Origin of the sequence: Flavobacterium sp. PS2, assembly GCF_046250155.1 — a bacterium.
GTDB lineage: Bacteria > Bacteroidota > Bacteroidia > Flavobacteriales > Flavobacteriaceae > Flavobacterium.
Map to the genome: position 1 here is coordinate 551,027 of NZ_CP176426.1, position 24,719 is coordinate 575,745.

The window sequence follows — 24,719 nt, forward strand, 5'->3', positions numbered from 1 at the left end:
AAGTCCCGCTTTCACTCCTATCTTTTTCCGTCCGCCGCGTCGGACAAAAAAAGGATATCCGTTCTATCGGGGCTAGATTAGAGGTTTTGTAGTTTTTAAGAACTTTTTACTAACGCTAAAACGAAACCCGACAGATTTTTTAAATCTGTCGGGTTATTAAATTGAAATGTTAGAAAAAGTTTTCGAAGATATACTTACTCCTTCGCGGTAAATTTAAGGTTACAAATTACTCCCCTGTTTACCATCTTTACTAATTTGTTTCCAAACTTGAGCTTTTGAAAATACTTGCTTATTAAAAAACAATTGTACATTAGGAAACTCATCATAAAAAAGTTCAGATCCCATATCAAAACTTATTGTAAAATAAGATGATGAGAAAGCCTTATCGTAATCTGATGACCAAGACAAAGTCAGTGTTGAAAAATGAATTTCTTTAATTTTTTCTAAGATATTTTTGTCAACAAATACTCTTTTATTTTTATACAATATACTAATTGAAGTCCAATTTTTATCATTAATTTTTGCACTTATTACTTCACCGGTTTTATACGTCACGTACACTTCTGTCAATTTCCTTTTTCCTGAAATTATTTCATCGCAAATATTTTTTAATCTTGAATCATCATAACTCAATACTAAAACCTCTTTATCAATAAAAATAAATTTAATACTTTTTGGATACTCGCCTCTATCCTTATGAGCATAAATACTACCAAAAGTGAGCAACGAAAAAATTAGAAAAAACAATTTCAAATCTCTCATAAATATTTTTTTTTATATTTCTTCATTCTCCAAACTGATCAAGCGAATTTATACAATAAGTTTTAATTAAAACTCTAAATAACACTATAAAAGTTTAAAATTCTTATTTTTATCTCATGACATTAACACTCGAAGAAATAAAACTAAAAATTGATACTTTCCATAAAAAGGGACAAGTTATCAATGCTGTTTATTGGCTTTTAAAAAAATATAACCTCAAGAATTCTAACTTAAAAGGATTTGAATTTAGAGAAAAAGCAGAACCTAGTTTTATCCTAATGACTACCGAAGGTGATTTTGGAAAACCACAAATTATCCGAATTCCAGAAAACACTTTCGAGTTTCCTCTAGAATTAATGCTTATTCTTATTGCTCACGAAATGGTTCATGTAAACCAAAAGACAACAAAACCCTATGTCTTAGACAAAAACGAACGAGAATGGCAGGCTTATTACGAAATGAATTTTCATATTCTGTTTCCGAACCTACCCGAAATCTCCAACTTCCATAAAAAATTCTTCGCCAACAAAGGCTTAGAATATTACAACCGAATGGGCGAAGGCTCAGAATTGCAACAAAAATATGCTGAACAAAAAAAGCAAGTAGAAAACCTGATTGCGTCGTTGGGGTGAAATATATAATTTTGAATAACACAAATAAACAAAAATCCCGTTTTCTATAACTAGAAAACGGGATTTTAAAATATATCAATAAGTACTTAATGACTCATATTTTCAAATTCTTTTGGATCATGTTTATGCTTAAATAAAATAGCAAAAGCAATCGCAATAACCAAGGCATAAGCTGCAAATGACAACCAGATGTTATGCCAGTCTTTCATTAAAATTTCACTACCAAAAATACCATCAGAAGAAACTGTATTTCCATGGCTTTTTACAAATTCTAACATCTTAGGATTTGCAGCATCTGTTTGCAGAAATCCAGCTAATTCAGATGAGTTTTTAAATGATTTTGTAAAGAATCTATCTATTGCCCATCCCGAAGTTAAACTTCCTAGAATTGCCCCAACACCATTAGTCATCATCATAAATAATCCCTGTGCCGAAGAACGTATCTTAGAATCCGTATTACTTTCTACAAATAATGAACCTGAGATATTAAAGAAGTCAAACGCCATTCCGTAAACCACACATGACATAATAATCATCCATAAACCGTTTACAGGATCTCCAAAAGCAAATAATCCGAAACGTAATACCCAAGCTAGCATACTAATAAGCATTACTTGTTTAATACCAAAACGCTTTAAGAAAAATGGAATTGCCAGGATAAACAAGGTTTCAGAAACCTGAGAAATCGACATGATAATTGTAGAATACTGGATTACAAATGAATCGGCATATTTAGGAAAATGCTTAAATTCATCAAGGAAAACATCTCCGTAAGCATTTGTAAGTTGCAAAGCTCCTCCTAAAAACATAGAGAACACGAAGAATAAAGCCATTTTATAATTAGCAAATAACTTAAACGCTTCTAATCCTAATGTTTCTGTTAATGTAGCATTTTCTTTCGTTAAACGTTGTGGCTTACACTTAGGTAAGGTAAACGAATATACCCCTAATATCAATGCCGCAATTCCGGCAATATAAAATTGATATTCTGTTGATTTATTTCCGCTAAGATTGGTAATCCACATTGCAACAATAAAACCTATTGTTCCCCATACACGAATGGGTGGAAAATCTTTTACAATATTTTTATTATTTAATTTAAGCGAAGTATATGAGATGGAGTTACTCAATGCAATTGTAGGCATATAGCAGCACATTGCAGCAAGCATAACATATATAAAAAGATCTGGAGTTGTAACTTGCGCTATTCCAAACAAAACTAAAGCATATGCTATATGTAAACCACCATATAATTTTTCGGCGTTTACCCATCTGTCAGCAATAATTCCTGTAAGGGTTGGCATAAATAAAGAAGCAATTCCCATGGTTCCGAAAACTAGACCAAATTGAGTTCCTTCCCAATTTTTTGTTCCAAACCAATAATTTCCGATTGTAATAAGCCACGCTCCCCAAACAAAAAACTGAAGAAAGCTCATTATAATCAATCTGTTTTTAATTCCCATATGATGAATTGTCTTTAAAATAAAATTAGGCGGTAAAACTACTATTTAAAATGAAATCTGCAAAGAATTAAGCTGTTTTTACAACATCATTCACTAATTCCATAACGGCTGCAAATTGTTCTTCTTTATTTAGGTAGGAATTATCTATCTCTACAGCATCATCGGCAATTACCAATGGCGAATCTTCACGGTGTGTATCGATATAATCACGTTCTTCAACGTTTTTCAAGACTTCTTCATAAGATACATCATCTCCTTTTTGTTGCAATTCGTCAAAACGTCTTTGTGCACGTGTACTTGCGCTTGCTGTCATAAATACTTTAAGTTCGGCATCTGGAAAAACTACAGTTCCTATATCCCTGCCATCCATAACGATACCTTTATTTTTTCCCATTTCTTGTTGCTGCTCTACAAGTTTAGAACGCACCTGAGAAACTTCGGCAACCTTACTCACAAAACTAGAAACCTCGATTGTTCTAATCTCTTTTTCTACATTTTCTCCATTCAAAAACATTTCTCCAAAACCCAAATCGGCATTAAATTGAAAAACCAATTGTATAGAAGGTAAACTAGCAACAAGCTTTTCTTTATCAAAAGAATCTGCATTTATATATCCGTTTTTCATAGCATAAAGCGCTACTGCACGGTACATTGCACCAGTATCTACATATACATATTCCAACTCTTTTGCTAATTGTTTTGCCAAAGTACTTTTTCCCGTTGACGAAAATCCGTCGATAGCTATTGTTATTTTTTTCAAAATATCGATTTTAATGTTTAAAGATAGTAATTCTAATTATTTTTATTTTTAGTCCTGAAAATTAATTGTTAACCCAAAAAGATTTGTGTTTGCTCCTAAACTATATCTAGAATAGGAATAATTAAATTTCAATTTATTTAATTTTAGTCCGAAACCTAGAGACATTCCAGAGAAATTACGCTGCTCTAGAATTCGCAATTCTTCGCCTCTCCTAAAATTGTATCCCAGTCGCAAATTAAACGCTCTTTTAGGGAAAAGTTCAACCCCAAAAATCATGTGGCGTAATGCATTATTAAAAAACGATACATTTTCTTCGGTTGTAGTTCCGTCAATACCGGTTTCTGCTCGTGCTGGATTAGAGAAAGCAAGATTCCATTGCTGTAAATTCTCTAATGTAAGATGCCATCGAATAGGCACATTTTCTAATTCTTGCGAAACCCCTGCAATTACCTCCAAAGGCAATTTCTCGTGAATTCCTGAATAGGTACTAAATTGAGTTCCTATATTCCTGATGACTAAAGCCCAGTTTATATCATTTTTTTCGTCGATATAAATCATTCCTAAATCCAGAGCTCCACCAAAAGAATGATAACTCTCGAGAGTTGAAGAAATCAGCTTGGCATTTGCCCCAATATGAATGTCTGTATATGGAATATTATAGGCGTACCCAAAAGATAGTGCAGCTTCACTTCCTGTAAAATCCGAAGTTGCTTGACCATTCTCATCATATCCGTCAAAATTTCCGTAATTGACATAACTTACGCCTGCCTGAAAAGTTTGCAAATGCTGATCATATGTATATGCGTAAGAACCGCTACCATAAGTTACTTCGCCATAATAACTTCCATAATTTAATGCCAGACGATTACTCATATCCTGATTTAAAGTCGCAGGATTAAACAATACCTGGTTTACATCGTCGTCATAAATGGTGATTACTTTACCTCCTAAAGCGGCTTGTCTAGGCGAAGGCATTAGATTTAAAAACTGATAGGTATACTTACCTCCTATTTGCCCGTAGGAAACAGTACAAAAAGTAAATAAATAAAAGAATCCCAGTTTTTTTAGCATGCTTTATATATTGCTTTTACCTTTTACTAAAACGCAGCTGCGAAGATAAAATTATAATGTGACAAATTACAAATTGTCGATTTCAATTTAAAATAAAAATTCCAAAACCTAAATTTATTATGTATTGCAGCTTCTATCTGGTTTAACTCTTTGCCAAAGTAACGCAGATTAAACACAATATTCATTTTTACAGGAAAGACAAGTTTGGGGCTTACTTAACTTTTCTTAATTAATTACTCAACGGTAAAAAATTTAGCGAAAATGGCACGCGGATAACACAGATTCGCTAAAGCGAAAACACGGACAAACACGGATTTCTTCTCGTCCCGAATACTTAACTTTTCTTAATTACTTAATGGTGAAAATTCAGCGCAAATGGTACACGGATTAAACGGATTCGCTAAAGCGAAAACACAGACAAACACGGATTTCTTCTCGTCCCGAATACTTAACTTTTCTTAATTACTTAATGGTGAAAATTCAGCGCAAATGACACACGGATTAAACGGATTCGCTAAAGCGAAAATACGGATAAACACGGATTTCTTCTCGTCCCGAATACTTAACTTTTCTTAATTACTTAATGGTGAAAATTTACTTAAATCTTCTATGTATCAAATAAAAAATTCCAAACCCTAAACTTTTTATTATATCGTTTAGAATCTGGAATTTTATTTCAGATTTTGAATTGTCTTTTATTTCAAATCTTTAGCATTTTTAACTTTCTGATCTGTTAAAGCAAGAGCTAAAACTTCACTCATTTCTTTCACATAATGAAAAGTTAAACCTTCTAAATATTCTGGTTTTATTTCATCAATATCACTTTTGTTTTCATGACATAAAATAATCTCTTTAATGTTAGCTCTTTTGGCAGCCAATATTTTTTCTTTGATTCCGCCTACTGGCAATACTTTTCCACGCAAAGTAATTTCTCCAGTCATTGCAGTGTTTTTCTTCACTTTAGTTTGCGTTAATAATGACACTAATGAAGTTAACATTGCAATACCTGCACTCGGACCATCTTTAGGAGTTGCTCCTTCTGGTACGTGAATATGAATATTATATTTCTGGAACAATTCTGGATTCAATCCTAGCTTCTTAGCATTTGCCTTAATATATTCTAATGCAATTGTAGCCGATTCTTTCATTACAGTTCCTAAATTCCCTGTAATACTCAAAGAACCTTTTCCTTCGGAGATCAATGATTCTATAAAAAGAATATCACCACCAACGCTTGTCCAAGCTAGTCCTGTTACTACACCAGCAACATCATTGCTTTCATATTTATCACGCTCTAATCTTGGTACACCTAATATCTTAACGATATCTTCGTCGGTTACTTTTTTATTGTACTCCTCCTCCATCGCTACCGATTTAGCAGCATTACGGATTACTTGAGCCATTTTATTTTCAAGATTACGAACACCTGATTCTCTGGTATATCCTTCAACGATTTTTTCTAATTGTTTTTTACCAATAGTCAAATCTTTTGCAGTTAAACCATGAGCCAAAAGTTGTTTTGGGAACAAGTGCTTACGTGCAATTTCTACTTTTTCCTCAATTGTATATCCAGACATTTTGATAACTTCCATTCTGTCTTTCAACGCAGGTTGAATAGCCGACATATTATTAGAAGTTGCAATAAACATTACTTTAGATAAATCATATCCCATTTCAAGGAAGTTATCATAAAAAGCATTGTTTTGTTCTGGATCTAAAACTTCTAGTAAAGCTGATGATGGATCACCGCTATTACTATTTGATAATTTATCGATTTCGTCTAAAACAAAAACTGGATTAGAAGTTCCAGCTTTTTTCAAACTCTGGATTATTCTACCTGGCATTGCTCCAATATATGTTTTTCTGTGTCCACGTATTTCGGCTTCGTCACGTAATCCACCAAGCGAAATACGTACATATTCTCTACCTAAAGCTTCGGCAACAGATCTTCCTATCGATGTTTTACCAACTCCCGGAGGTCCTGTTAAACATATAATTGGTGATTTCATGTCATTTCGCAATTTTAAAACTGCCAAATGCTCAATCATTCTTTTCTTTACTTCTTCTAAACCAAAATGATCTCTATCTAATACTTTTTGAGCATGTTTTAAGTCAAAATTATCTTTAGAAAATGTTCCCCAAGGTAATTCTAGAAATAACTCTAAGTAGTTTCTTTGGATACCAAAATCTGGCGATTGCGGATTCATTCTTCGCATTTTAGACAATTCTTTCTCGAAATGTTTTTGCGTTTTCTCATCCCAAATCTTTTCTTTGGCTTTCAGACTCATCTCGTCCATTTCTTCCTCTTGCGAAACACCACCCAATTCTTCCTGAATGGTTTTCATTTGCTGATGTAAGAAATATTCGCGTTGTTGCTGATCTAAATCAAAACGAACCTTTGATTGTATATCGTTTTTCAGTTCTAATTTTTGCAACTCAACATTCATGTAACGTAACGTTTCAAGCGCACGATCTTTTAAGCCATTTATCGAAAGTAATCCTTGTTTTTCTTTCACCGATAAATTCATATTCGATGAAACAAAATTGATTAAAAACGATTGGCTTTCAATATTTTTAATTGCAAATGTAGCTTCAGAAGGGATACTTGGGCTTTCTTTAATAATCTGGATTGCTAATTCTTTTATAGAATCAACAATAGCATTAAACTCTGTATCGTTTTTATCTGGACGCGTTTCTTCAACCTCTTTTACATTTGCAGTAATATAAGGTTCTTCAGAAATTACCTCAGCAATTTCAAAACGTTTTTTTCCTTGTAAAATAACCGTGATGTTTCCATCAGGCATTTTCAAAACACGAAGAATTCTCGCAACTGTTCCTACCTTATGAATATCATCTTTGGATGGATCTTCGTCTTCTTCATTTATCTGAGATACAACTCCGATGATTTTATCACCCGCATTTGCATCATTTATAAGTTTTATAGATTTATCTCTACCTGCAGAAATAGGAATAACAACTCCTGGAAATAAAACAGTGTTGCGTAAAGGTAAAATTGGTAACGAAAAAGGTAATTCTTCGTTATTCATTTCTTCCTCATCTTCAGGAGTCAATAACGGTATTAATTCGGCTTCAGAATCAAATTCTTGAAGTGACAGATTGTCAATAGTAAGTATTTTATGATTTGACATAGTATAATATAAGTCGTTTTGTCATTAAAAAAATAAATTCAAATCGCAAATTATCGAATAAACTTGCTTAATCTCAAATAAAAACGCCACAGGAGCTTAATTTATTTGCATAACTATAAAAATAGACAATCATTGTGCCAAACAAATGCAAACAACGACTTTGATTTTTAAGAATCGGCAATATAGAAAGTTTCGCTTTAAATTAAAGCCTCAAAAAAACTTTTATAAAAAATTTACATTTAATTTTATCAAAAGTGTAACAAACCAAAAAAACCACCGTCATTAATAAAAACCATTAGACGCTACTTGAATATAACTAACCAAAATATCGAAGAATTAATAACATTGTGCAAACAAAAGAATCAAAAAGCACAATTTGAAGTATACAACAGATACTGTAAAGCCATGTATAATGTTGCGTATCGTATTGTAAAAGACGAACACTATGCTCAAGATGTTATGCAAGAAGCTTTTCTTAAAGCATTCACCAAAATTGATGACTATAAACAAGAAGTCGCTTTTGGAGCCTGGCTCAAGAAAATCGTAATTAATTACAGTATTGATTTTTACAAAAAAAACAATAAGTTTCAAATAGAAGATCTTAGTAAGACTTTATACAAAATAGAGGAAAATGATAGTTTCTTTTCTGAAAATCTAGATCTGGATTCTCTGAAAGTAAAACAAGTCATGGAAGCTATTTTAAGTTTAAAGGATAACTATCGAATGGTTTTGACCTTATTTTATATTGAAGGGTACGATCAAGAAGAAATAAGTGAAATACTTACTATTAGCTATGCCAACTGCCGGACCACATTAAACAGAGCTAAAAACAGTTTAAGAAAAAAATTAGAGGAGATATGAAATCGCCACTTAAACAATTTTGTGGGAACAAAGAACTAATTATCAAAAAGGCGATACTATATATCACCTCTAAAAAATAAAAATTTGGATATATGAAAAAGGAAAATGACAAACTAGACCAATTATTTGAAAAATTTGAAAATCAGTGGGATATTCAGGAGATGGAACCCCAACATGAAGCAGATTTTTTAAATAAATTAAAGAAAACAAAACCGAAAAAGAATTATACAATTACATATGCTATCGCAGCTTCGATAGTACTTATGCTAGGGATTTCTGTGTTTTTTAATGTAAATCAAAAACCAAAAGAATTAAAATTTGCCTCACAGGAAACCAAAAGAACTGATTCGATTTTTGGAGCTCTAATTGCCAATGAACTTGAAAAACTTCATGACAAGAAATCGCCCGAAAACGAGCAAATAATTAGCGATGCGCTTAAACAAATGAAAGTTATGGATAATGATTATGCAAAAATCATTACCGAACTACAAAAAAATGGCGAAAACAAACAGATTATTTACGCTATGATTAGCAATTTACAAACCCGTATTTCATTCTTGCAAAATGTATTAACCCGTATTGACGAAAATGAAAAATTTAAAAACAGCACTCATGAAAAAACACTATAACTTCCTTATCTTATTACTGATAATTCCCTTTTTAGGATTTGCAAATGACGATGGTTATTCGACAAAGCAAAAAGTTATCAAAAAAACCTATATCGTTAACTCTGATGCCGGAATAGATATCGACAGTAAATACGGAAATATCACGGTTACAACCTGGGATGAAGATAAAATCGATATTGAAGTAATTATAAAAGTATCTGGAAACAATGAAAACTGGGTAAACGAAAAATTAAACAGTATCAATGTAAATATCACAGCATTAAAATCAATGCTTACTGCCAGCACAAGCATAGGAAACTCAACATACAAAAGCAAAGGGAGTAATAATAGTTTTGAGATTAATTACACCTTAAAAATCCCAAAAAATGGAACTGTAAAGCTTAATAATAAATACGGAAATATCACTACAGGAGATTTAGCATCAACTACAGATATCTCTTGTAAATATGGGAAAGTAAACCTGGGCAGATTAAATGGGAATGCAAATACAATTCATATAGAATATTGTCAAAACTCTAGCATACAATATATTAAAAACGGAAATCTAGAAGCTAGATATTCAGGACTTAAAATTAATAGTGCTGGAAGAATTAATCTTGACACCAATTATACTGATATTGTTATGGGGGATGGTCAGAATATTAGGTACGATTGTAATTACGGAACATTTAAATTTCAGAAAATGGGTTCTATTGCAGGAGCAGGAAATTATCTGACTGTTAATATTGGTGAAATTTTAAATACATTAAGCATAGATCTTAATTATGGTAATCTGGCTGTAGGAATCATAAACGAAAAAGCCAATAATATAAATGTTACCTCTGGATATTCGGATATATCACTGGGATATGATAGCAACTATGCTTTCGACTTTGATATTTCGGCAAGGTATTCTGGCATAAAAACCGATTCTTCTCTTCAGATTTCTAACAGTGAAGAAAAGAGTAATGCAAAAAAAATCGACGGATTTTACAAGAAAAAAGGACAAAACAAAGTCGTTCTTATCTCAAGTTATGGAAGTATATCATTAGTTAAAAAACAATAAATCATTAAAAATCAATCAAAAAATGAAAAAATCAATTCAATTATTAGTTTGTAGCGTATTCTTTTTAAGTACAGTTGCCAATGCACAATGGTCTAAAGAACGCATAAAAGGAAATGGAAAAGTTGTAACCAATACTCGCTCAACTGGCTCTTATGATGACATTAAAGTAATGGGATCGTTTGATGTCGATTTAGTTGCAGGAAAAGAAGGTGCAATTATAGTTAAAGCCGAAGAAAATTTACAACAGTATATTAAAGTTGAAGTTGAAGGCAATGCCCTTAAAATTTACACCGAAAAAAACAAAAACATTAGTTCGAGCATGGGAAAAAATATCCAACTAACTATTCCTTTCGAAAAAATATCTAGTCTTACACTTTCAGGATCTGGAGATGTAAGATCTAAGAGTACAATAAAATCTGATTCTTTTTCGGCAGCGTTATCAGGCTCAGGAAATTTAGATCTAGATGTTGATGCAACTTCATTTAACCTTGCTGTAAGTGGTTCCGGAGATGTTGTTTTAAAAGGAAATACTGGAAATTTCACAACAAAATTGTCTGGTTCTGGCGATATCGATTCAGATGCATTAAAAGCTAAAAATGTAGATATTACCATTTCTGGATCTGGTGACAGCAAAGTTTTTTGTAGCGAAAACCTAAAAGCCAGAGTTTCGGGTTCAGGTGATATTCAATATAAAGGAGATCCTAAAACAAAAGATACCAAAGTAAGCGGCTCAGGAAGTATCTCGAAAGCCTAAAAAATAAAGATCATAAAGAAGCAATAATTATTAAACAAAAAACTAACTATGAAAAATATAATTATTGCTTTTTTATTAAGCATTGGTTTTTCATGCTCAAGTCAGCAAAAAATAAATACTCTTAGCGAAAAAGAAATTTTCGCATCTATAGATAAAAATGCAAATGCATTACTAAAGGATTCAAAAACCTATTCGGTTTCTATTGGTGTAATAAAAGACGGTAAAACGTATACCAGACATTATGGCGAAATAGATAAAGGAAAAGGGAATAAAGCCACAAACGAAACACTATTTGAAATAGCGTCTACTACTAAAGTATTTACAGGAACTCTTGTTGCAAATGCAGTTTTAGATGGAAAATTAAAATTAGACGATGATATTCGAAAGTATCTCAATGAAGGATTTCCAAATTTAGAATTTAAAGGAACTCCTATCAAAATAAAAAATCTAATTACACACCGAAGCGGAATTCTAACTCCTTTTCCTGATACCAAAGAAATAAGACAAAAATTTAGTCCTGATAGCTTTCTTGTTCATAAAAACAGGCTAGATAAATCTTACACCAAAACTGATTTTTTTAACGCTTTAAGAAAAGTAAAAGTTGATACTTTACCAGGCTCAAGCGCAGCGTTTAAATACGGAGCTTTAGGTCCCGAATTATGTGCACATATTTTGGAAAATATTTACAAAAAAAATTATGAAGACCTATTGCGTCAGGTGATTTTTGACAAAGCAGGAATGAAAAACACAAAGGTAAAATTAGCTCCTAATGATGTTCTTGCAAATGGTTATAACGGAAGTGGATTGTTAATGACAAATTTATCAAGCAATCTTTGGGGAGCTTCAAAAATGCTAAAATCAACGATGAGTGATTTAATCAAATTCATAAAATTTGAATTGGATACGACCAATAAGGTTGTAATAGAATCGCATCGAAGAATCTATGTAAATGGTGATATGGGCTATTTTTGGGAAATTCAGGAAGATAGCAACAAAAAGCTTAGTTATGCCAAAGATGGTGGCTCTAATGGCACGCAAAATATGCTAAAAATATATCCTGAATATAATTTAGGTTTTATAATTATTATGAATCAAAGCGATAACAATTCAGGCACTTACCTTGAAGCTGCATCTCTAGGTTTATTGACCGATTTAAAAAACTCTGGCAAATAAAGCCGAAGGGATATAATCCCTAACCCCCCCCTTTAAAACTCGATAAAATGAGACGGATAATTTATATTTTCCTTCTGGTGCTTTCTTGTGCCCTATCTTTTGGGCAAAAAAGAGAATATACGTGAAAACCAGCAAATAAAATCATCGCCCTAGATAGCCTAAAAGCTAGCACAGCATCCTTAATGACTAAGTACCATCATAAAGGACTGAGTGTTGCAGTTTTTGAAAACTATAAAATGATAATACCAAACAAATGCTTCCTAAAATCGAAAACAGAATGAACAAATAAATCATTAGCTATAAAGATTAATTAGTGTTTCAAACGTCTTCTTTTTAGCTATTAATCAAAAAAATAGAAATCATGAAACAAAAATTACTTTTTCTCATTGTTTTTTTAAGTTGTTCTATGATTATTGGACAACCAAACAAGCAAAGAAATTTAGATTCTTTAATGAGATCAGCAAATGAAACAGGGATATTCAATGGGAATATAATCGTTGCTAAAGAAGGTAAAATCATTTATGTGTCACAATTAGGATATACCGATTACACTAAGAGCAAAAGACTCTGCTACGAATCCTCTATGTCTATTGGCTCTATTAGTAAAGAATTTAATGGTGTTGCAATACTACTATTAAAAGAAAAAGGAAAGCTAAAACTGGAAGATAAGGTTTCTGATTACTTAACCTATTTACCAGAATGGGCAAATGAAATTCAAATACAACATCTTTTACAATACACCAGCGGTTTACCCAAAATATCAAAAAATACCGAAGCTGAGTATATTTCGGAATTAAATAAAATTAAAAAACTAGAATTTACTCCCGGCAAAGGATATATTTATAGCAATGCCAATATATTTCTTCAGCAGGAAATCATAAAGAAAATCACATCCCTTTCTTATCCTGATTTTATAAAAGAAAATCTTTTTGAACCACTAGATATTGAAGGTGGAGAAATCCCTAAAGACTCCATACTTTCTTTAAACATGGCAGGTTCATTTGATAATGATTATAAAGAAACAACCTTTATTCATGGTGGTGGCGAAATGTATTTTACCATTAGTGATTTATTTTATTGGGTTAAAGGTCTGCATGATGGAAAATTAATAAATCAAAATTCTTTACATATACTTTCGCAAAAATTTGATATAAACTCTGAATCTAACTTAGGAAATGTAGTTATTAAAAAAGGTAAGGTTCTGGAACATTCTCATCAAGGATCAGGAAATAATTATGAATCATTTATTTTTTATAGAAATAAAGATAATTTAACTATAACAATGATAACTAATAATCAAAATTTTAAACTTCCTGAAATTGCAGAATCAATCATTAATATCCTGGATAACAAACCTTTCTCTGTACCCAAAAAATCTATTTATTTAGATATTAGAGGTAAATTACTTGATAATTACGATTCAGGTATTGCATTTTACAATCATATTAAATCAAAAGAAAAAGATAAATACGATTTCTCGAATGAAGTTTCAGATTTAGTTAATACTGGAAAATACCTTATGAGAAGAGATAAATATGATGATGCTATCAAAATATTTACGATAAGTGCTACTACTATAGACCTTTCTAATTTAAATAGAAATTCAAATACCTATACTTTAATTGGTGAATGTTATTTAAAAAGTAAAAACAAAAAAATGGCAACAGTTTTCTATAAAAAAGCCTTAGAAGTAGATTCGACTAATAAATTAGCTCAAGAGATGTTAAAAGAAATTGTAAACAAATAATTTTTACTTCGCCACAACATATTAATAGTGGCGAAGTAATTATCTTATAATTATATTTTACTTATTTACCATGTCATTTTTAGGTATTCTTCTTAATAGAAAAATAGCTCCTACAAAAAAGACTCCTAAAATTACAATGGCAGCACGCGGACTTCCTGTTATTTGATCAATTATACCGTAAACACACATTCCGATAACAATTCCGACTTTTTCAGCCACGTCATAAAAACTAAAAAATGAAGCAGTATCTTCTGTTTCTGGCAATAACTTGGAATACGTAGAACGTGACAGCGCTTGAATTCCTCCCATTACAAATCCAGCAACCGTAGCCATCACATAAAAATGTATTGGTAATGTGATGAAAAAAGCAAGTGCACAAAAAATTGCCCAAATAATATTAATTACAATTAAGGTTGGGATATTTCCAAATTTTGCAGAAGCTCTCGAAGTTAGTACAGCACCAATAACAGCCACTAATTGTATCAACAGAATGCAAATGATTAAACCAACAGTACTTTCTTCTTTAGACGACCATTCAATTTCCTGAGCTCCAAAATAAGTAGCAACAAGCATAACGGTTTGAACTGCCATACTTGAAACGAAAAATCCGCCCAAATATCTTCGTAAAGGAATATTTTGTTTCAATAATGCCCAGACTTTTTTTAATTCTTTAAAGCCATTAAAAATTACAGATCTAGTTAATTTTTCTCCTTTGTCTTTACTTCCTTTTGGTAAATAATAATAAGTATACTGACTAAATAATATCCACCAAACTCCTACCATTAAAAACGAATAACGCATGGCTTTCATAGCTGCCTCGCCATCTGTTCCTGTAATTCCAAAGAGCTTAGGTTTCATTATCATAGCTAAATTGAGAACTAATAAAATAACGCTTCCAATATATCCTAACGAATATCCTTTGGCACTAATCTTATCCTGCTGCTCTACAAAAGCTATATCTGGCAAATACGAATTGTAAAAAACTAAACTTCCCCAATATCCTAGTAATCCCAGAAAATAAAATGCTAATCCTACGTATATATTCTCAAGGTTAAACCAATATAATCCCATACAAGATAAGGCTCCCATATAGCAAAAGAACTTCATAAATGTTTTTTTGTCTCCCACATAATCAGCAATTCCTGATAATAACGGGGAAATAAAAGAAACAACCAAAAAGGCCATCGCAGTTATAAAACTAATTAAAGCAGAATTTTTAAGATTCATCCCAAAAACATGAATATAATGATCACGTTCTGCAAACAAAGCTTCGTAAAATATTGGAAATACTGCCGATGCTATAGTCAGAGTATAAACCGAGTTTGCCCAATCATAAAATGCCCACGCATTTAATAATTTCTTATCACCTTTTGGTAAGTTTTTCATAAAAATAGTTTCGTTAATAGGCTGCGAATTTATCTATTTATTATTTGTAATTAAATAGATTTCTGAAAAAACATACATTAAATAATCTGTTGTTAATAAAAATTTATCCTTCTCAACCACATCATTTTACAACTCGATAAAAAGCTTAAAAAATAGTTATGTTTTCTTAAAACAAAATACGTCTTAATTCAAAGGCAAAATATAGTCTTATTTAAACATTTTAATAATCTTTTGAGGTAATTTTAAGATTTATGTCTGGGTAATTTTGTTTCGAATTTAAAAAAAATAAATCATGAAAAAAATCTTCTACTTATTTATTGCTGGTTTTATGTCGCTTACATCATGTTCCAATGATAATGATTTGAGCAAAGACCTTTCCGCAACCGTTACTGATCCTACCAGAGTAATCAATGCATCTGGATCTGCAGATGGGGTAACTTATAAACTCCAAAACTTAACTGTAAACCCAGATTTAACAAAAATTTCTTCTGAAAATGCTATAATTACTAGCTCAGAGGCAGAAATGAAAAGTGGTAATTTCGAAATTGAAACTTCAACTTCTGATGTAGTTGAAAAACTTATTGCTGGAAACTTAATTTACTTAACATCTGATGAAGGAAAAGTATATTTCAGAACAATAGCTAGTGTTACTAAGAACAATAATAGCTACTCACTGAAAACAGCTGATGCTCATATAGGAGATTTATTCCAAGGTGGTTCTATTGAACTATCGATGGATGTACAAGAAAATGAAAAAGCTTTAAGATCTAAAAACACTTCATTGCTTACTGCAAGAGGTAATTATGACAACAGTTTTACTTATGACATTTTCAATAACATCACTGAATATAAGGCTGATGGTTTCTCTATGAGTCCAAATACTTCTGTAAATTCAGTTCTTAGCATGAAAATAGGATTTGGAAAGTCTAAATTACTTCCTAACGAAATTGAAGTGTATTATCAAATTAACAGCGCTATCAACCCATATTATAACTTTGCTGGAGCTGTAAATAAAAAATACTCTTATAACCTAATCGATAATGTTCCTGCAAATCTTTTAGACCTACTTAAAAAAGTACAAATAGATGTTACTATTCCTGCTGGAGATCTTTTAGGAGATATTCCTGCAAAAATAAGTATTGATGAAATTGCTTTCCCAATGGAAGTTGAAGCTAACTTATCAAAAAGTTCTCATTTTGCCATTAATTCAAATGGAATATTCAAAATAGGATTTGCTTATTATAATGGTATTCCTGGAAAAAAGAGTCATTTTATCTATGAAAATACTATCACAAATTCAAAAATTACTGAAGGTGATTTAGCAGGAGAAGTTAGTACGGATATGAAAATATCAATCAAACCTAAAATTCAATTATTAGATTCTAATATTTTAGATGTAAAAGGAAATATTGTATTCGGAATAAACAGCTTTACTATTGGAAACGGAAGTTTAACTCAACCATCTGCTTTTGCTTCTACAGGAAATTTCTATTCTTCAGGAACTTTCTCTTTTGGAGCTTTAGGATTAACTGTTTATACTACAGAATTATTTAAAGAAAACAAAGTATTATGGAATGTTGGAGAATACAAAAAAACCATGACCGTATCTAATTTCAGATCAGTTAAAACTTCTGCATTACCTTGTAGTGGACTTTATTCTTATGGTTTTGATGTTACTTTAGATTACAAATACCCAATTACTGGTAAAGTACTTTCTTCTGGTAACTTAGAAATTACTTATGATGTATATTCAGATACAGGAACTGTATTAGAAACTGCCAAAAAAGTAACGGTTGCTGCAAAGGACATCACAGCAAATAGTTTTAAATTCAATCTTTGTATTCCATTCAGAAAAATCAATATTCTTAGTGTAGCAAAAACAAGTAATATCAAAAATATTACTATTAAAGATGCTAATGGTTACCTAGCTACTGGAGTTATTAACCCAGCAACAAATAGCGTATACCCACAAATGACTGTTACAAAATAATACACAGACAAATTATTAAACAAAAAAAAGATTGACTGCAAAAGGTCAATCTTTTTTGTTTTAATTTATTCCAAGGTTTTTAATTATATATTTCAAAACCTATAAATTCTTTTTACTTAATAATACCAACTTTAAGCGCTGTAGCTTTTGCTTCTGGAATTAACGCATTTAAATTAGCAATTCTAGTAGCATCAGATGGGTGTGTACTAAGAAATTCTGGCGTTTGTCCCGAAGATTGAGCAGACATTCTTTTCCAAAAAGCTATAGATTCATCTACGTTATATCCTGCAATTGCCATAAGCGTTAACCCTATCTTATCAGCTTCACTTTCATTATTTCGGCTAAATGGGAGCATCACTCCTACTTGTGAGCCAATTCCATAATATTTTTGCCACATTTCTTGCTTGTCAGCACTCTGACTACCTGTTACCGCAGCAACTCCTACGGCACCTAATTGTTGTAATTGAGCTGCACTCATACGTTGTGCACCGTGATTAGCCAAAGCATGCGAAACCTCATGTCCTAGAACTGTTGCTAAACCAGCATCATCTTTAGTTACTGGTAAAATACCAGAATAAACTACAATTTTACCTCCTGGCATACACCAGGCATTCACCTCTTTATTATCTACCAATTTATATTCCCAGCGATAATCTTTAAGATATTGAGATTGTCCTAAGTAAGTTAGATACTTTTCAGCCGCTGCTTTAATTTTCATCCCAACAACTTCAACTCGCTTAGCATCGGCAGTTCCTGTAATTACTTTATTTTCTTTAATAAAAGTATTATACTGCTGAAACGAAGATGGAAATAACTCACTATTAGAAACAAAATTAAGACTCTTTTTTCCTGTAACAGGATTTACTGCACATGAATACACTGAAGCTATAGTGAATATTCCCAACAATAATTTATTTCTCATGACTTTTACATTTAATGACATACAAAAATACGATTATTCTAAATTCATTTTTTATACAATTCGTTTAAAAAATATCATAATTAGATTATTATCCTATGCATCGCACATTTATTAAATTATAACTTATCAATAGATTTTATTAATTGTGTTACTTTTATATTTTTAAAATTTGATTACAACAAAAGCTCCTTAAAACGTATTATAATGTCTAAAAAAAAGCCTAGCCCTACAGAATCATTAAAAGTTCCTCAATTTATAATATTTACAGGCAAACTCCTTAATTTCATTTCACTTAAGTGGGTTACTTCCTATGCGATAAAACTTTTTATAACTCCAATAAAACATAAAGTTCCGAAAAGAGAACTAGAAATGGATCATAAAAGCATCCAGAATACAATAAAAGTTCCTGCGATTAATAAAGAAGTTGTTGTCTATAAGTTTGGCCAAAGCCAAAAAAAGATTCTATTGGTTCATGGTTGGTCGGGCCGCGGAACGCAATTATTTAAGATTGCCGATGAACTACTTAAGCATGGTTATGAAACCATAAGTTTTGACGCTCCTGCTCACGGAAAATCTCCTGGAAAAACTACTCATATGGTAGATTTTATTGCCTCTATTTTAGAGATTGAAAAACAATATGGTCCTTTTGAAGCTGCAGTCGGGCATTCATTAGGTGGTATGTCTGTATTAAACGCTATTAAGCAGGGACTAAAGATTAATCGAGCAGTACTTATTGGTAGCGGTGATATTGTTCAGGATATTGTTGATGACTTTGTTGCTAAACTAGAATTAAAACCAGAAATAGGCATTCGTTTACGTGATTATTTTGAAGAAAAGCACAACATAAAAATGAATGATTTTTCGGCATATATAGCCGCTGCAGCTGTAACTATTCCTGTCTTGGTTATTCATGATAAAGATGACCCTGAAGTTGCCGTAAAAGCTGGAATTCATATTAATGAACATTTACAAAATGGTACACTAATATTAACTGAAGGATTAGGTCATCGAAAAATATTAGGCAATACTAATGTTATTAATAAAACCGTACAATTTATCGAACATAAGTAACTAATTTTGTTAGTCTTACTTTTTGATAAAAATAAATTAAAATAAAACACATGAAATATCCAATCGAAAAAACAGAACAAGAATGGAGAGAACAACTTGGCAATGACCGTTATCAAGTACTTCGCCAAAAAGGAACTGAACGCCCACATACTGGAGAATACAATCTTCATTTCGAAAAAGGTGTTTATTGTTGTGGTGCTTGTAATGAACCTTTGTTTGAGAGCAACTCAAAATTTGATGCGCATTGTGGATGGCCTTCATTTGACGAATCGATTCCAGGTAAAGTAGAATATATCTCGGATGTGAGTCATGGTATGAAAAGAACTGAAATTTTATGTGCCAATTGCGGAAGTCACTTGGGACATGTATTTAACGATGGCCCGACTGAAACTGGACAACGCTATTGTGTAAATTCCTTATCGATAGATTTTAAAGACAAATAGTCATGGATTTATTTGGAGATTCGCCAAATTGGAAAGAAAATCTAGAGCCTCTTCTTGCTAAATATAAGGGAAGAAAACATCCTTTGGATTATAAAAACACGTATCAGCTGCTTGTAATGGTCATATTGTCTGCACAAGATTCTGATGCAAATATTAACTCCATTGCGCCTACATTCTTTGCTAAATATCCAAATATGCAAAGTCTTGCTGCAACAAATCTGGAAGAACTTTTTGCTGACATTAGTAAAGTTAGAAACTACAGAACGAAAGCGGAATGGTTAATAGAAATTGCAAATACTCTTAAAAAAGATGAAAACATCCCGATGACAATGAAGGATCTGGTTGCTTTAAAAGGTATTGGTCGAAAATCTGCAAATGTAATTTTGAGAGAATCGAAAAAACCTGCAGAAGGAATTATTGCTGATTTACACGTTATACGTGTTGCTCCAAGAATTGGATTAACAAATGAATCTAAAGATGGTAATAAAGTAGAGAAAGAATTAATGCAGATTTTACCAAAGGATATTTGGGGAGAAATAGGAATGGCAATATCATTTTTAGGAAGAGAAATTTGTCGTCCAAAACCAAAATGCAATGAATGTCTGATTAACTCACATTGCAATTATTATCTCAGTTCTTAAAAATTAATAGAGAAAGAAGATGCACTGCGGTACATCTTTACAAAGCATAAAAAAACCGAGATATAAATCTCGGTTTTTTTATGCTTGCAAAATAATTTTACATTTTTGCTTTCAATGCTTTGTATTCAGCTGTCATTTCAAGTGCGCTGTAAACGTTTAAAAGTGTTTTAGAAATATCCTCATTTTTAGGATCTAACTCAGAAGCTTTTTTAAGATAAGGAATTGTGCTTTTAAAAAGATTATTTCTTTTAGCCTTCAATTCATCATAACGTTTCATATCTTTTGCAGATGTTCCAAGCTTGTTCATTTCATCAATTATAGGCTTTTCGTCCTCTAATTTTAATGCAGCCAGGTTAATATAAGCATTAGTATAATCAGGCTTGATTTCGATTACTTTAGTGTAATATTTCTCAGCATCAGCAGCATTTTTAGCATTTCCGCTAAGTACACCTAAATTAAAAAGTAAATCAGGATCGTTTGGATTGTTTTTCAAAACCTCACCGATTAATTTTTTATAAGTCTCAAAGTCCTTAGTTTCTAAGTATAAATTTGCCTCAGTCAAGATTAATGAAGAATCTTCTGGATTTGCAGCTCTAGCTTCAGCTACTGCTTTTTTAGCTTCTTCAATTTTACCACTTTGAACTAAAATAAGAGTGATGTTTTTATAAATCTCACCTCTTTTAGAAGGAGAAACTTCTACTCTTGGTTTTTCATGAGTTCCAATCTTAACAGCAAGATCTCTTTCACTTGCAGTATTAAATGCATTTTCTTCTCCTGAAGCTTTGTTTGTTGCTAAGTAAGCTGTTCCTTTTCCTGAATAGTTCAGTTTTTTTAATTCTTCATACAAAGGTAAAGCAGCTGTATAGTCTCCTGCATTTACATAAGTAGAAGCAGCATAATACAAATTAATAGTATCCTTTTTGTCTAACAAATAAGCATCATATATTTTTTTTGCACCATCAGCATTTTTATTAGCTTTTGAATCTGCTATAGCTCCATTAATCAATCTTCCTTTGATATCAGTAATTGAAGCAGCAGCCTGAGTTGAATACTTAACTTTTCCTGATGTTTTTTCAGTATCAATTAATGTTTTATATGCATCTGCAGCAAGTAGAAGGTATTTACTTTCTTCTACTCCTTTTTTTGCCATGTCTAAATAAGCATTTCCTTTTACGAAATAATATTGAGCTTGCTCAGTATCTTTTGCATTTACAATTAGGTAATCTGCTGCATCCAGAATAGTAATAGCCGATTTAGAATCGCCATTTTTCAATGCTTTTTCAGCGTCTTTAATTTGATCTTTTTGAGCAAAAGTAGCTACCGATATCAATAATGCTGACGCTAGTATTACATATTTACTTTTCATAATTCTAATTTTTGATTTATTTAAATTGTTTGTTGGGTTCTTATTATTTATTCTTCAGACTCTTCCTCTTCTTCTGAATCATCTCCGTCTTCGTCCTCAACATCATCTTCGTCGTCTTCATCGTCTTCAACAACTCCATCGTCTTCAAGAACTTCTAAATCTGGTTTTACTCTTTCGATAACACTTTCGATAACATTACCATCTTCGTCAACAATAACTTCTGCAACATCATCTTTCATAACTTTAGTAACAGCTGCAATAGAATCTTTACCTTTAAGGTTAATTAATCGAACACCTTGCGTTGCACGACCCATTACACGTAAATCTTCAATAGCCATTCTAATTGTTAATCCAGATTTATTGATAATCATTAAATCATCAGCATCTGTAACTGCGTTAATAGAGATAAGTTTACCTGTTTTTTCGGTAATATTAAGAGTTTTCACTCCTTTTCCTCCACGGTTAGTAATTCTGTAAACATCTTCTCCATCATCATCAACTAATTTAGTACGTTTACCGTATCCGTTTTCAGTTACAACAAGGATTTGTGAATCGTTAACGTTGTCTTTATCAACAGTAACCATACCAATTACTTCATCAGTATCATCTTTTAAGGTAATTCCACGAACTCCAGAAGCCGTTCTTCCCATCGGACGCGTTTTGGTTTCCTCAAAACGAACCAATTTACCTGACTTAACAGCTAAGATAATTTGGCTTTCTCCGTTAGTTAATTTAGCTTCAAGTAATTCATCACCATCTTTAATTGTAATTGCAGCAACACCATTTACTCTAGGTTTAGAATATTTCTCTAAAGAAGTTTTCTTAACCTGTCCTTTTTTAGTTACCATTACAAGATTATGACTATTGATATAATCTTTATCTTTTAAGTCTTGTGTACAAATGAAAGCTTTTACTTTATCATCGCTCTCAATGTTTACTAAGTTTTGGATTGCTCTACCTTTTGCCGTTTTGCTTCCTTCTGGAATTTCATAAACACGCATCCAGAAACATTTTCCTTTTTGGGTAAAGAACATCATATATTGGTGGTTGGTCGCTACGAACATATGCTCAAGGAAATCCTGATCTCTTGTTCCTGCACTTTTTTGTCCAACTCCTCCTCTATTTTGTGTCTTGTATTCTGTTAAGTTTGTACGCTTGATATAACCTGCATGCGAAATTGTAATTACAACATTCTCATCGGCAATTAAATCTTCGATACTTACATCGCCACCAGAATATTCAATTAATGAACGACGCGCATCTCCGTATTTATCACGGATTTCGATAAGTTCTTCTTTAATCAAATTAGTTCTTAAGTCTACATCTGCTAATAATGCTTTCAAATGATCGATTAATTTCATCAATTCATTATACTCATCTCTTAACTTGTCTTGTTCCAGACCTGTTAATTGACGTAAACGCATCTCTACGATTGCACGTGCCTGAATATCTGATAATTTAAATCTTTCGATTAATTTCTCACGAGCTTCTTCGGTGTTTTTCGAACCTCTTATTAAAGCAATTACTTCATCAATATTATCAGATGCAATAATTAAACCTTCTAAGATATGAGCTCTTTCTTCTGCTTTACGTAATTCAAATCTTGTTCTACGAACTACAACATCATGACGGTGCTCAATAAAATAGTGAATCATATCTTTTAGATTCAACATTTGTGGGCGACCTTTTACCAGTGCAATATTATTTACACTAAAAGAAGATTGTAATGACGTATATTTATATAATGTATTTAAAACTACATTAGGAGTTGCATCACGTTTTAGGATATAAACGATACGCATACCGTTTCTATCTGATTCATCACGGATATTTGCAATTCCATCGATTTTTTTATCATTTACCAAATCAGCAGTACGTTTAATCATTTCTGCTTTATTAACTTGGTATGGAATTTCGGTAACGATGATACATTCTCTACCATCTACCTCTTCAAAACCTACTTTGGCACGCATTACAATACGTCCTCTACCTGTTTTAAATGCTTCACGAACGCCTTCGTAACCATATATTATACCTCCTGTTGGAAAATCGGGAGCTTTAATATGAGTAATTAATTCGTCAATTTCAATATCGTTATTGTCAAGATACGCTAATGTACCATTGATAACTTCTGTTAAGTTGTGTGGTGGCATATTTGTAGCCATACCAACTGCAATACCTGTTGCTCCGTTAACCAATAAGGTAGGGACTCTGGTAGGCATTACTTTAGGCTCATATAAAGTATCATCAAAGTTCAATTGAAAATCAACTGTTTCTTTTTCGATATCAGCCATTATTTCTTCTGAAATCTTACGCATTCTAGCCTCCGTATAACGCATTGCTGCCGGGCTATCTCCATCTACAGAACCAAAGTTACCTTGGCCATCCACTAATAAATAACGTAAACTCCATTCTTGAGCCATACGCACCATGGCATCATATACTGAAGTATCTCCGTGTGGGTGATACTTACCTAAAACCTCCCCTACGATTCTCGCAGATTTTTTGTGGGCAGATTTTGATGTTACTCCTAAGTCATACATTCCGTAAAGAACTCTTCGATGCACTGGTTTCAAGCCATCTCTAACATCTGGAAGTGCTCTTGATACGATTACTGACATCGAATAATCGATGTAAGCTGATTTCATTTCATCCTCTATGTTAATAGGAATTAACTTTTCTCCTTCAGACATAAGTTGTTATATTAAAAAATTATATTAGTTTCAAAACGTGCCAATATACGCCTTTTTGAAATTTTTGAGGGTATTTTCCCCTACTTATTTCAATGATTTATTAACAACTTTATTTTACATTTTAGTTAATAATTTAAATCTTATTTAACTCTTTTATTATT

At 32.0% G+C, this 24,719-nt stretch carries 20 protein-coding genes; 11 read left to right on the plus strand and 9 right to left on the minus strand.

The window, feature by feature from the left end; all coding sequences use genetic code 11:
* Positions 1 to 219: 219 nt before the first annotated feature.
* Entirely contained in the window at positions 220 to 762 is a 543-nt protein-coding gene (locus ACJ6WR_RS02325; RefSeq protein WP_409416945.1) for a hypothetical protein, read from the minus strand.
* 116 nt (positions 763 to 878) lie between these two features.
* Between ACJ6WR_RS02325 and ACJ6WR_RS02330 the strand changes: the two genes are divergently transcribed.
* Entirely contained in the window at positions 879 to 1,394 is a 516-nt protein-coding gene (locus tag ACJ6WR_RS02330; RefSeq protein WP_409416946.1) for a hypothetical protein, read from the plus strand.
* A gap of 86 nt (positions 1,395 to 1,480) precedes the next feature.
* Here ACJ6WR_RS02330 and ACJ6WR_RS02335 read toward each other — a convergent pair whose 3' ends face one another.
* From ACJ6WR_RS02335 to lon, 4 genes are all read right to left on the minus strand, one after another.
* Positions 1,481 to 2,857: a nucleoside permease gene (locus ACJ6WR_RS02335; RefSeq protein ID WP_409416947.1), complete on the minus strand. Its 1,377-nt coding sequence runs from the start codon at positions 2,855 to 2,857 to the stop codon at positions 1,481 to 1,483.
* Between the two features lie 67 nt (positions 2,858 to 2,924).
* Positions 2,925 to 3,617, minus strand: coding sequence for a (d)CMP kinase (gene cmk / locus ACJ6WR_RS02340; protein ID WP_086896361.1), 693 nt, complete (start codon positions 3,615 to 3,617; stop codon positions 2,925 to 2,927).
* A gap of 48 nt (positions 3,618 to 3,665) precedes the next feature.
* Positions 3,666 to 4,688, minus strand: a complete 1,023-nt coding sequence (gene porQ, locus ACJ6WR_RS02345) for a type IX secretion system protein PorQ (RefSeq protein ID WP_086896360.1) — start codon at positions 4,686 to 4,688, stop codon at positions 3,666 to 3,668.
* A 695-nt stretch (positions 4,689 to 5,383) separates the two neighbouring features.
* Entirely contained in the window at positions 5,384 to 7,837 is a 2,454-nt protein-coding gene (gene lon, locus ACJ6WR_RS02350) for an endopeptidase La (RefSeq protein ID WP_039114589.1), read from the minus strand.
* Between the two features lie 306 nt (positions 7,838 to 8,143).
* Between lon and ACJ6WR_RS02355 the strand changes: the two genes are divergently transcribed.
* From ACJ6WR_RS02355 to ACJ6WR_RS02380, 6 genes are all read left to right on the plus strand, one after another.
* Complete coding sequence (locus ACJ6WR_RS02355) at positions 8,144 to 8,698, plus strand: RNA polymerase sigma factor (RefSeq protein ID WP_035627285.1); 555 nt, start codon at positions 8,144 to 8,146, stop codon at positions 8,696 to 8,698.
* A gap of 92 nt (positions 8,699 to 8,790) precedes the next feature.
* A complete protein-coding gene (locus ACJ6WR_RS02360) occupies positions 8,791 to 9,327 on the plus strand; it encodes an anti-sigma factor (protein ID WP_086894533.1) in 537 nt (178 codons plus the stop codon).
* Positions 9,311 to 10,372, plus strand: coding sequence for a hypothetical protein (locus ACJ6WR_RS02365; protein ID WP_409416948.1), 1,062 nt, complete (start codon positions 9,311 to 9,313; stop codon positions 10,370 to 10,372). Before ACJ6WR_RS02360 ends, ACJ6WR_RS02365 begins: the two co-directional genes overlap by 17 nt.
* A gap of 22 nt (positions 10,373 to 10,394) precedes the next feature.
* On the plus strand, positions 10,395 to 11,126 hold the full coding sequence (locus tag ACJ6WR_RS02370) for a head GIN domain-containing protein (RefSeq protein ID WP_409416949.1): 732 nt from the start codon (positions 10,395 to 10,397) through the stop codon (positions 11,124 to 11,126).
* Between the two features lie 48 nt (positions 11,127 to 11,174).
* Positions 11,175 to 12,299, plus strand: a complete 1,125-nt coding sequence (locus ACJ6WR_RS02375; RefSeq protein WP_409416950.1) for a serine hydrolase domain-containing protein — start codon at positions 11,175 to 11,177, stop codon at positions 12,297 to 12,299.
* A 361-nt stretch (positions 12,300 to 12,660) separates the two neighbouring features.
* Positions 12,661 to 14,046 carry a serine hydrolase gene (locus ACJ6WR_RS02380; protein ID WP_409416951.1) on the plus strand — a complete coding sequence of 462 codons (1,386 nt, stop codon included), beginning with the start codon at positions 12,661 to 12,663 and terminating at the stop codon, positions 14,044 to 14,046.
* A 57-nt stretch (positions 14,047 to 14,103) separates the two neighbouring features.
* Here ACJ6WR_RS02380 and ACJ6WR_RS02385 read toward each other — a convergent pair whose 3' ends face one another.
* Positions 14,104 to 15,432 carry an MFS transporter gene (locus ACJ6WR_RS02385; protein ID WP_409416952.1) on the minus strand — a complete coding sequence of 443 codons (1,329 nt, stop codon included), beginning with the start codon at positions 15,430 to 15,432 and terminating at the stop codon, positions 14,104 to 14,106.
* A gap of 292 nt (positions 15,433 to 15,724) precedes the next feature.
* Here ACJ6WR_RS02385 and ACJ6WR_RS02390 point away from each other — a divergent pair, with 292 nt between their 5' ends.
* Entirely contained in the window at positions 15,725 to 17,422 is a 1,698-nt protein-coding gene (locus ACJ6WR_RS02390) for a hypothetical protein (RefSeq protein WP_409416953.1), read from the plus strand.
* A 112-nt stretch (positions 17,423 to 17,534) separates the two neighbouring features.
* On the opposite strand, the gene ACJ6WR_RS02395 is transcribed toward ACJ6WR_RS02390, so the two are convergent.
* Positions 17,535 to 18,344, minus strand: a complete 810-nt coding sequence (locus tag ACJ6WR_RS02395) for a M48 family metallopeptidase (RefSeq protein ID WP_039114596.1) — start codon at positions 18,342 to 18,344, stop codon at positions 17,535 to 17,537.
* 204 nt (positions 18,345 to 18,548) lie between these two features.
* On the opposite strand from ACJ6WR_RS02395, the gene ACJ6WR_RS02400 reads away from it, so the two are divergent.
* The 3 genes from ACJ6WR_RS02400 to nth are packed head-to-tail and all read left to right on the plus strand — an operon-like array spanning position 18,549 to position 20,499.
* Positions 18,549 to 19,415, plus strand: a complete 867-nt coding sequence (locus ACJ6WR_RS02400) for an alpha/beta hydrolase (RefSeq protein ID WP_409416954.1) — start codon at positions 18,549 to 18,551, stop codon at positions 19,413 to 19,415.
* 50 nt (positions 19,416 to 19,465) lie between these two features.
* Entirely contained in the window at positions 19,466 to 19,858 is a 393-nt protein-coding gene (msrB, locus tag ACJ6WR_RS02405) for a peptide-methionine (R)-S-oxide reductase MsrB (protein WP_039120421.1), read from the plus strand.
* A gap of 2 nt (positions 19,859 to 19,860) precedes the next feature.
* Positions 19,861 to 20,499, plus strand: a complete 639-nt coding sequence (gene nth, locus ACJ6WR_RS02410; RefSeq protein ID WP_409416955.1) for an endonuclease III domain-containing protein — start codon at positions 19,861 to 19,863, stop codon at positions 20,497 to 20,499.
* A gap of 97 nt (positions 20,500 to 20,596) precedes the next feature.
* Here nth and ACJ6WR_RS02415 read toward each other — a convergent pair whose 3' ends face one another.
* Entirely contained in the window at positions 20,597 to 21,865 is a 1,269-nt protein-coding gene (locus ACJ6WR_RS02415; RefSeq protein ID WP_039120423.1) for a tetratricopeptide repeat protein, read from the minus strand.
* A gap of 47 nt (positions 21,866 to 21,912) precedes the next feature.
* Positions 21,913 to 24,558, minus strand: coding sequence for a DNA gyrase subunit A (gene gyrA / locus ACJ6WR_RS02420; protein ID WP_039114604.1), 2,646 nt, complete (start codon positions 24,556 to 24,558; stop codon positions 21,913 to 21,915).
* Positions 24,559 to 24,719: the final 161 nt, after the last annotated feature.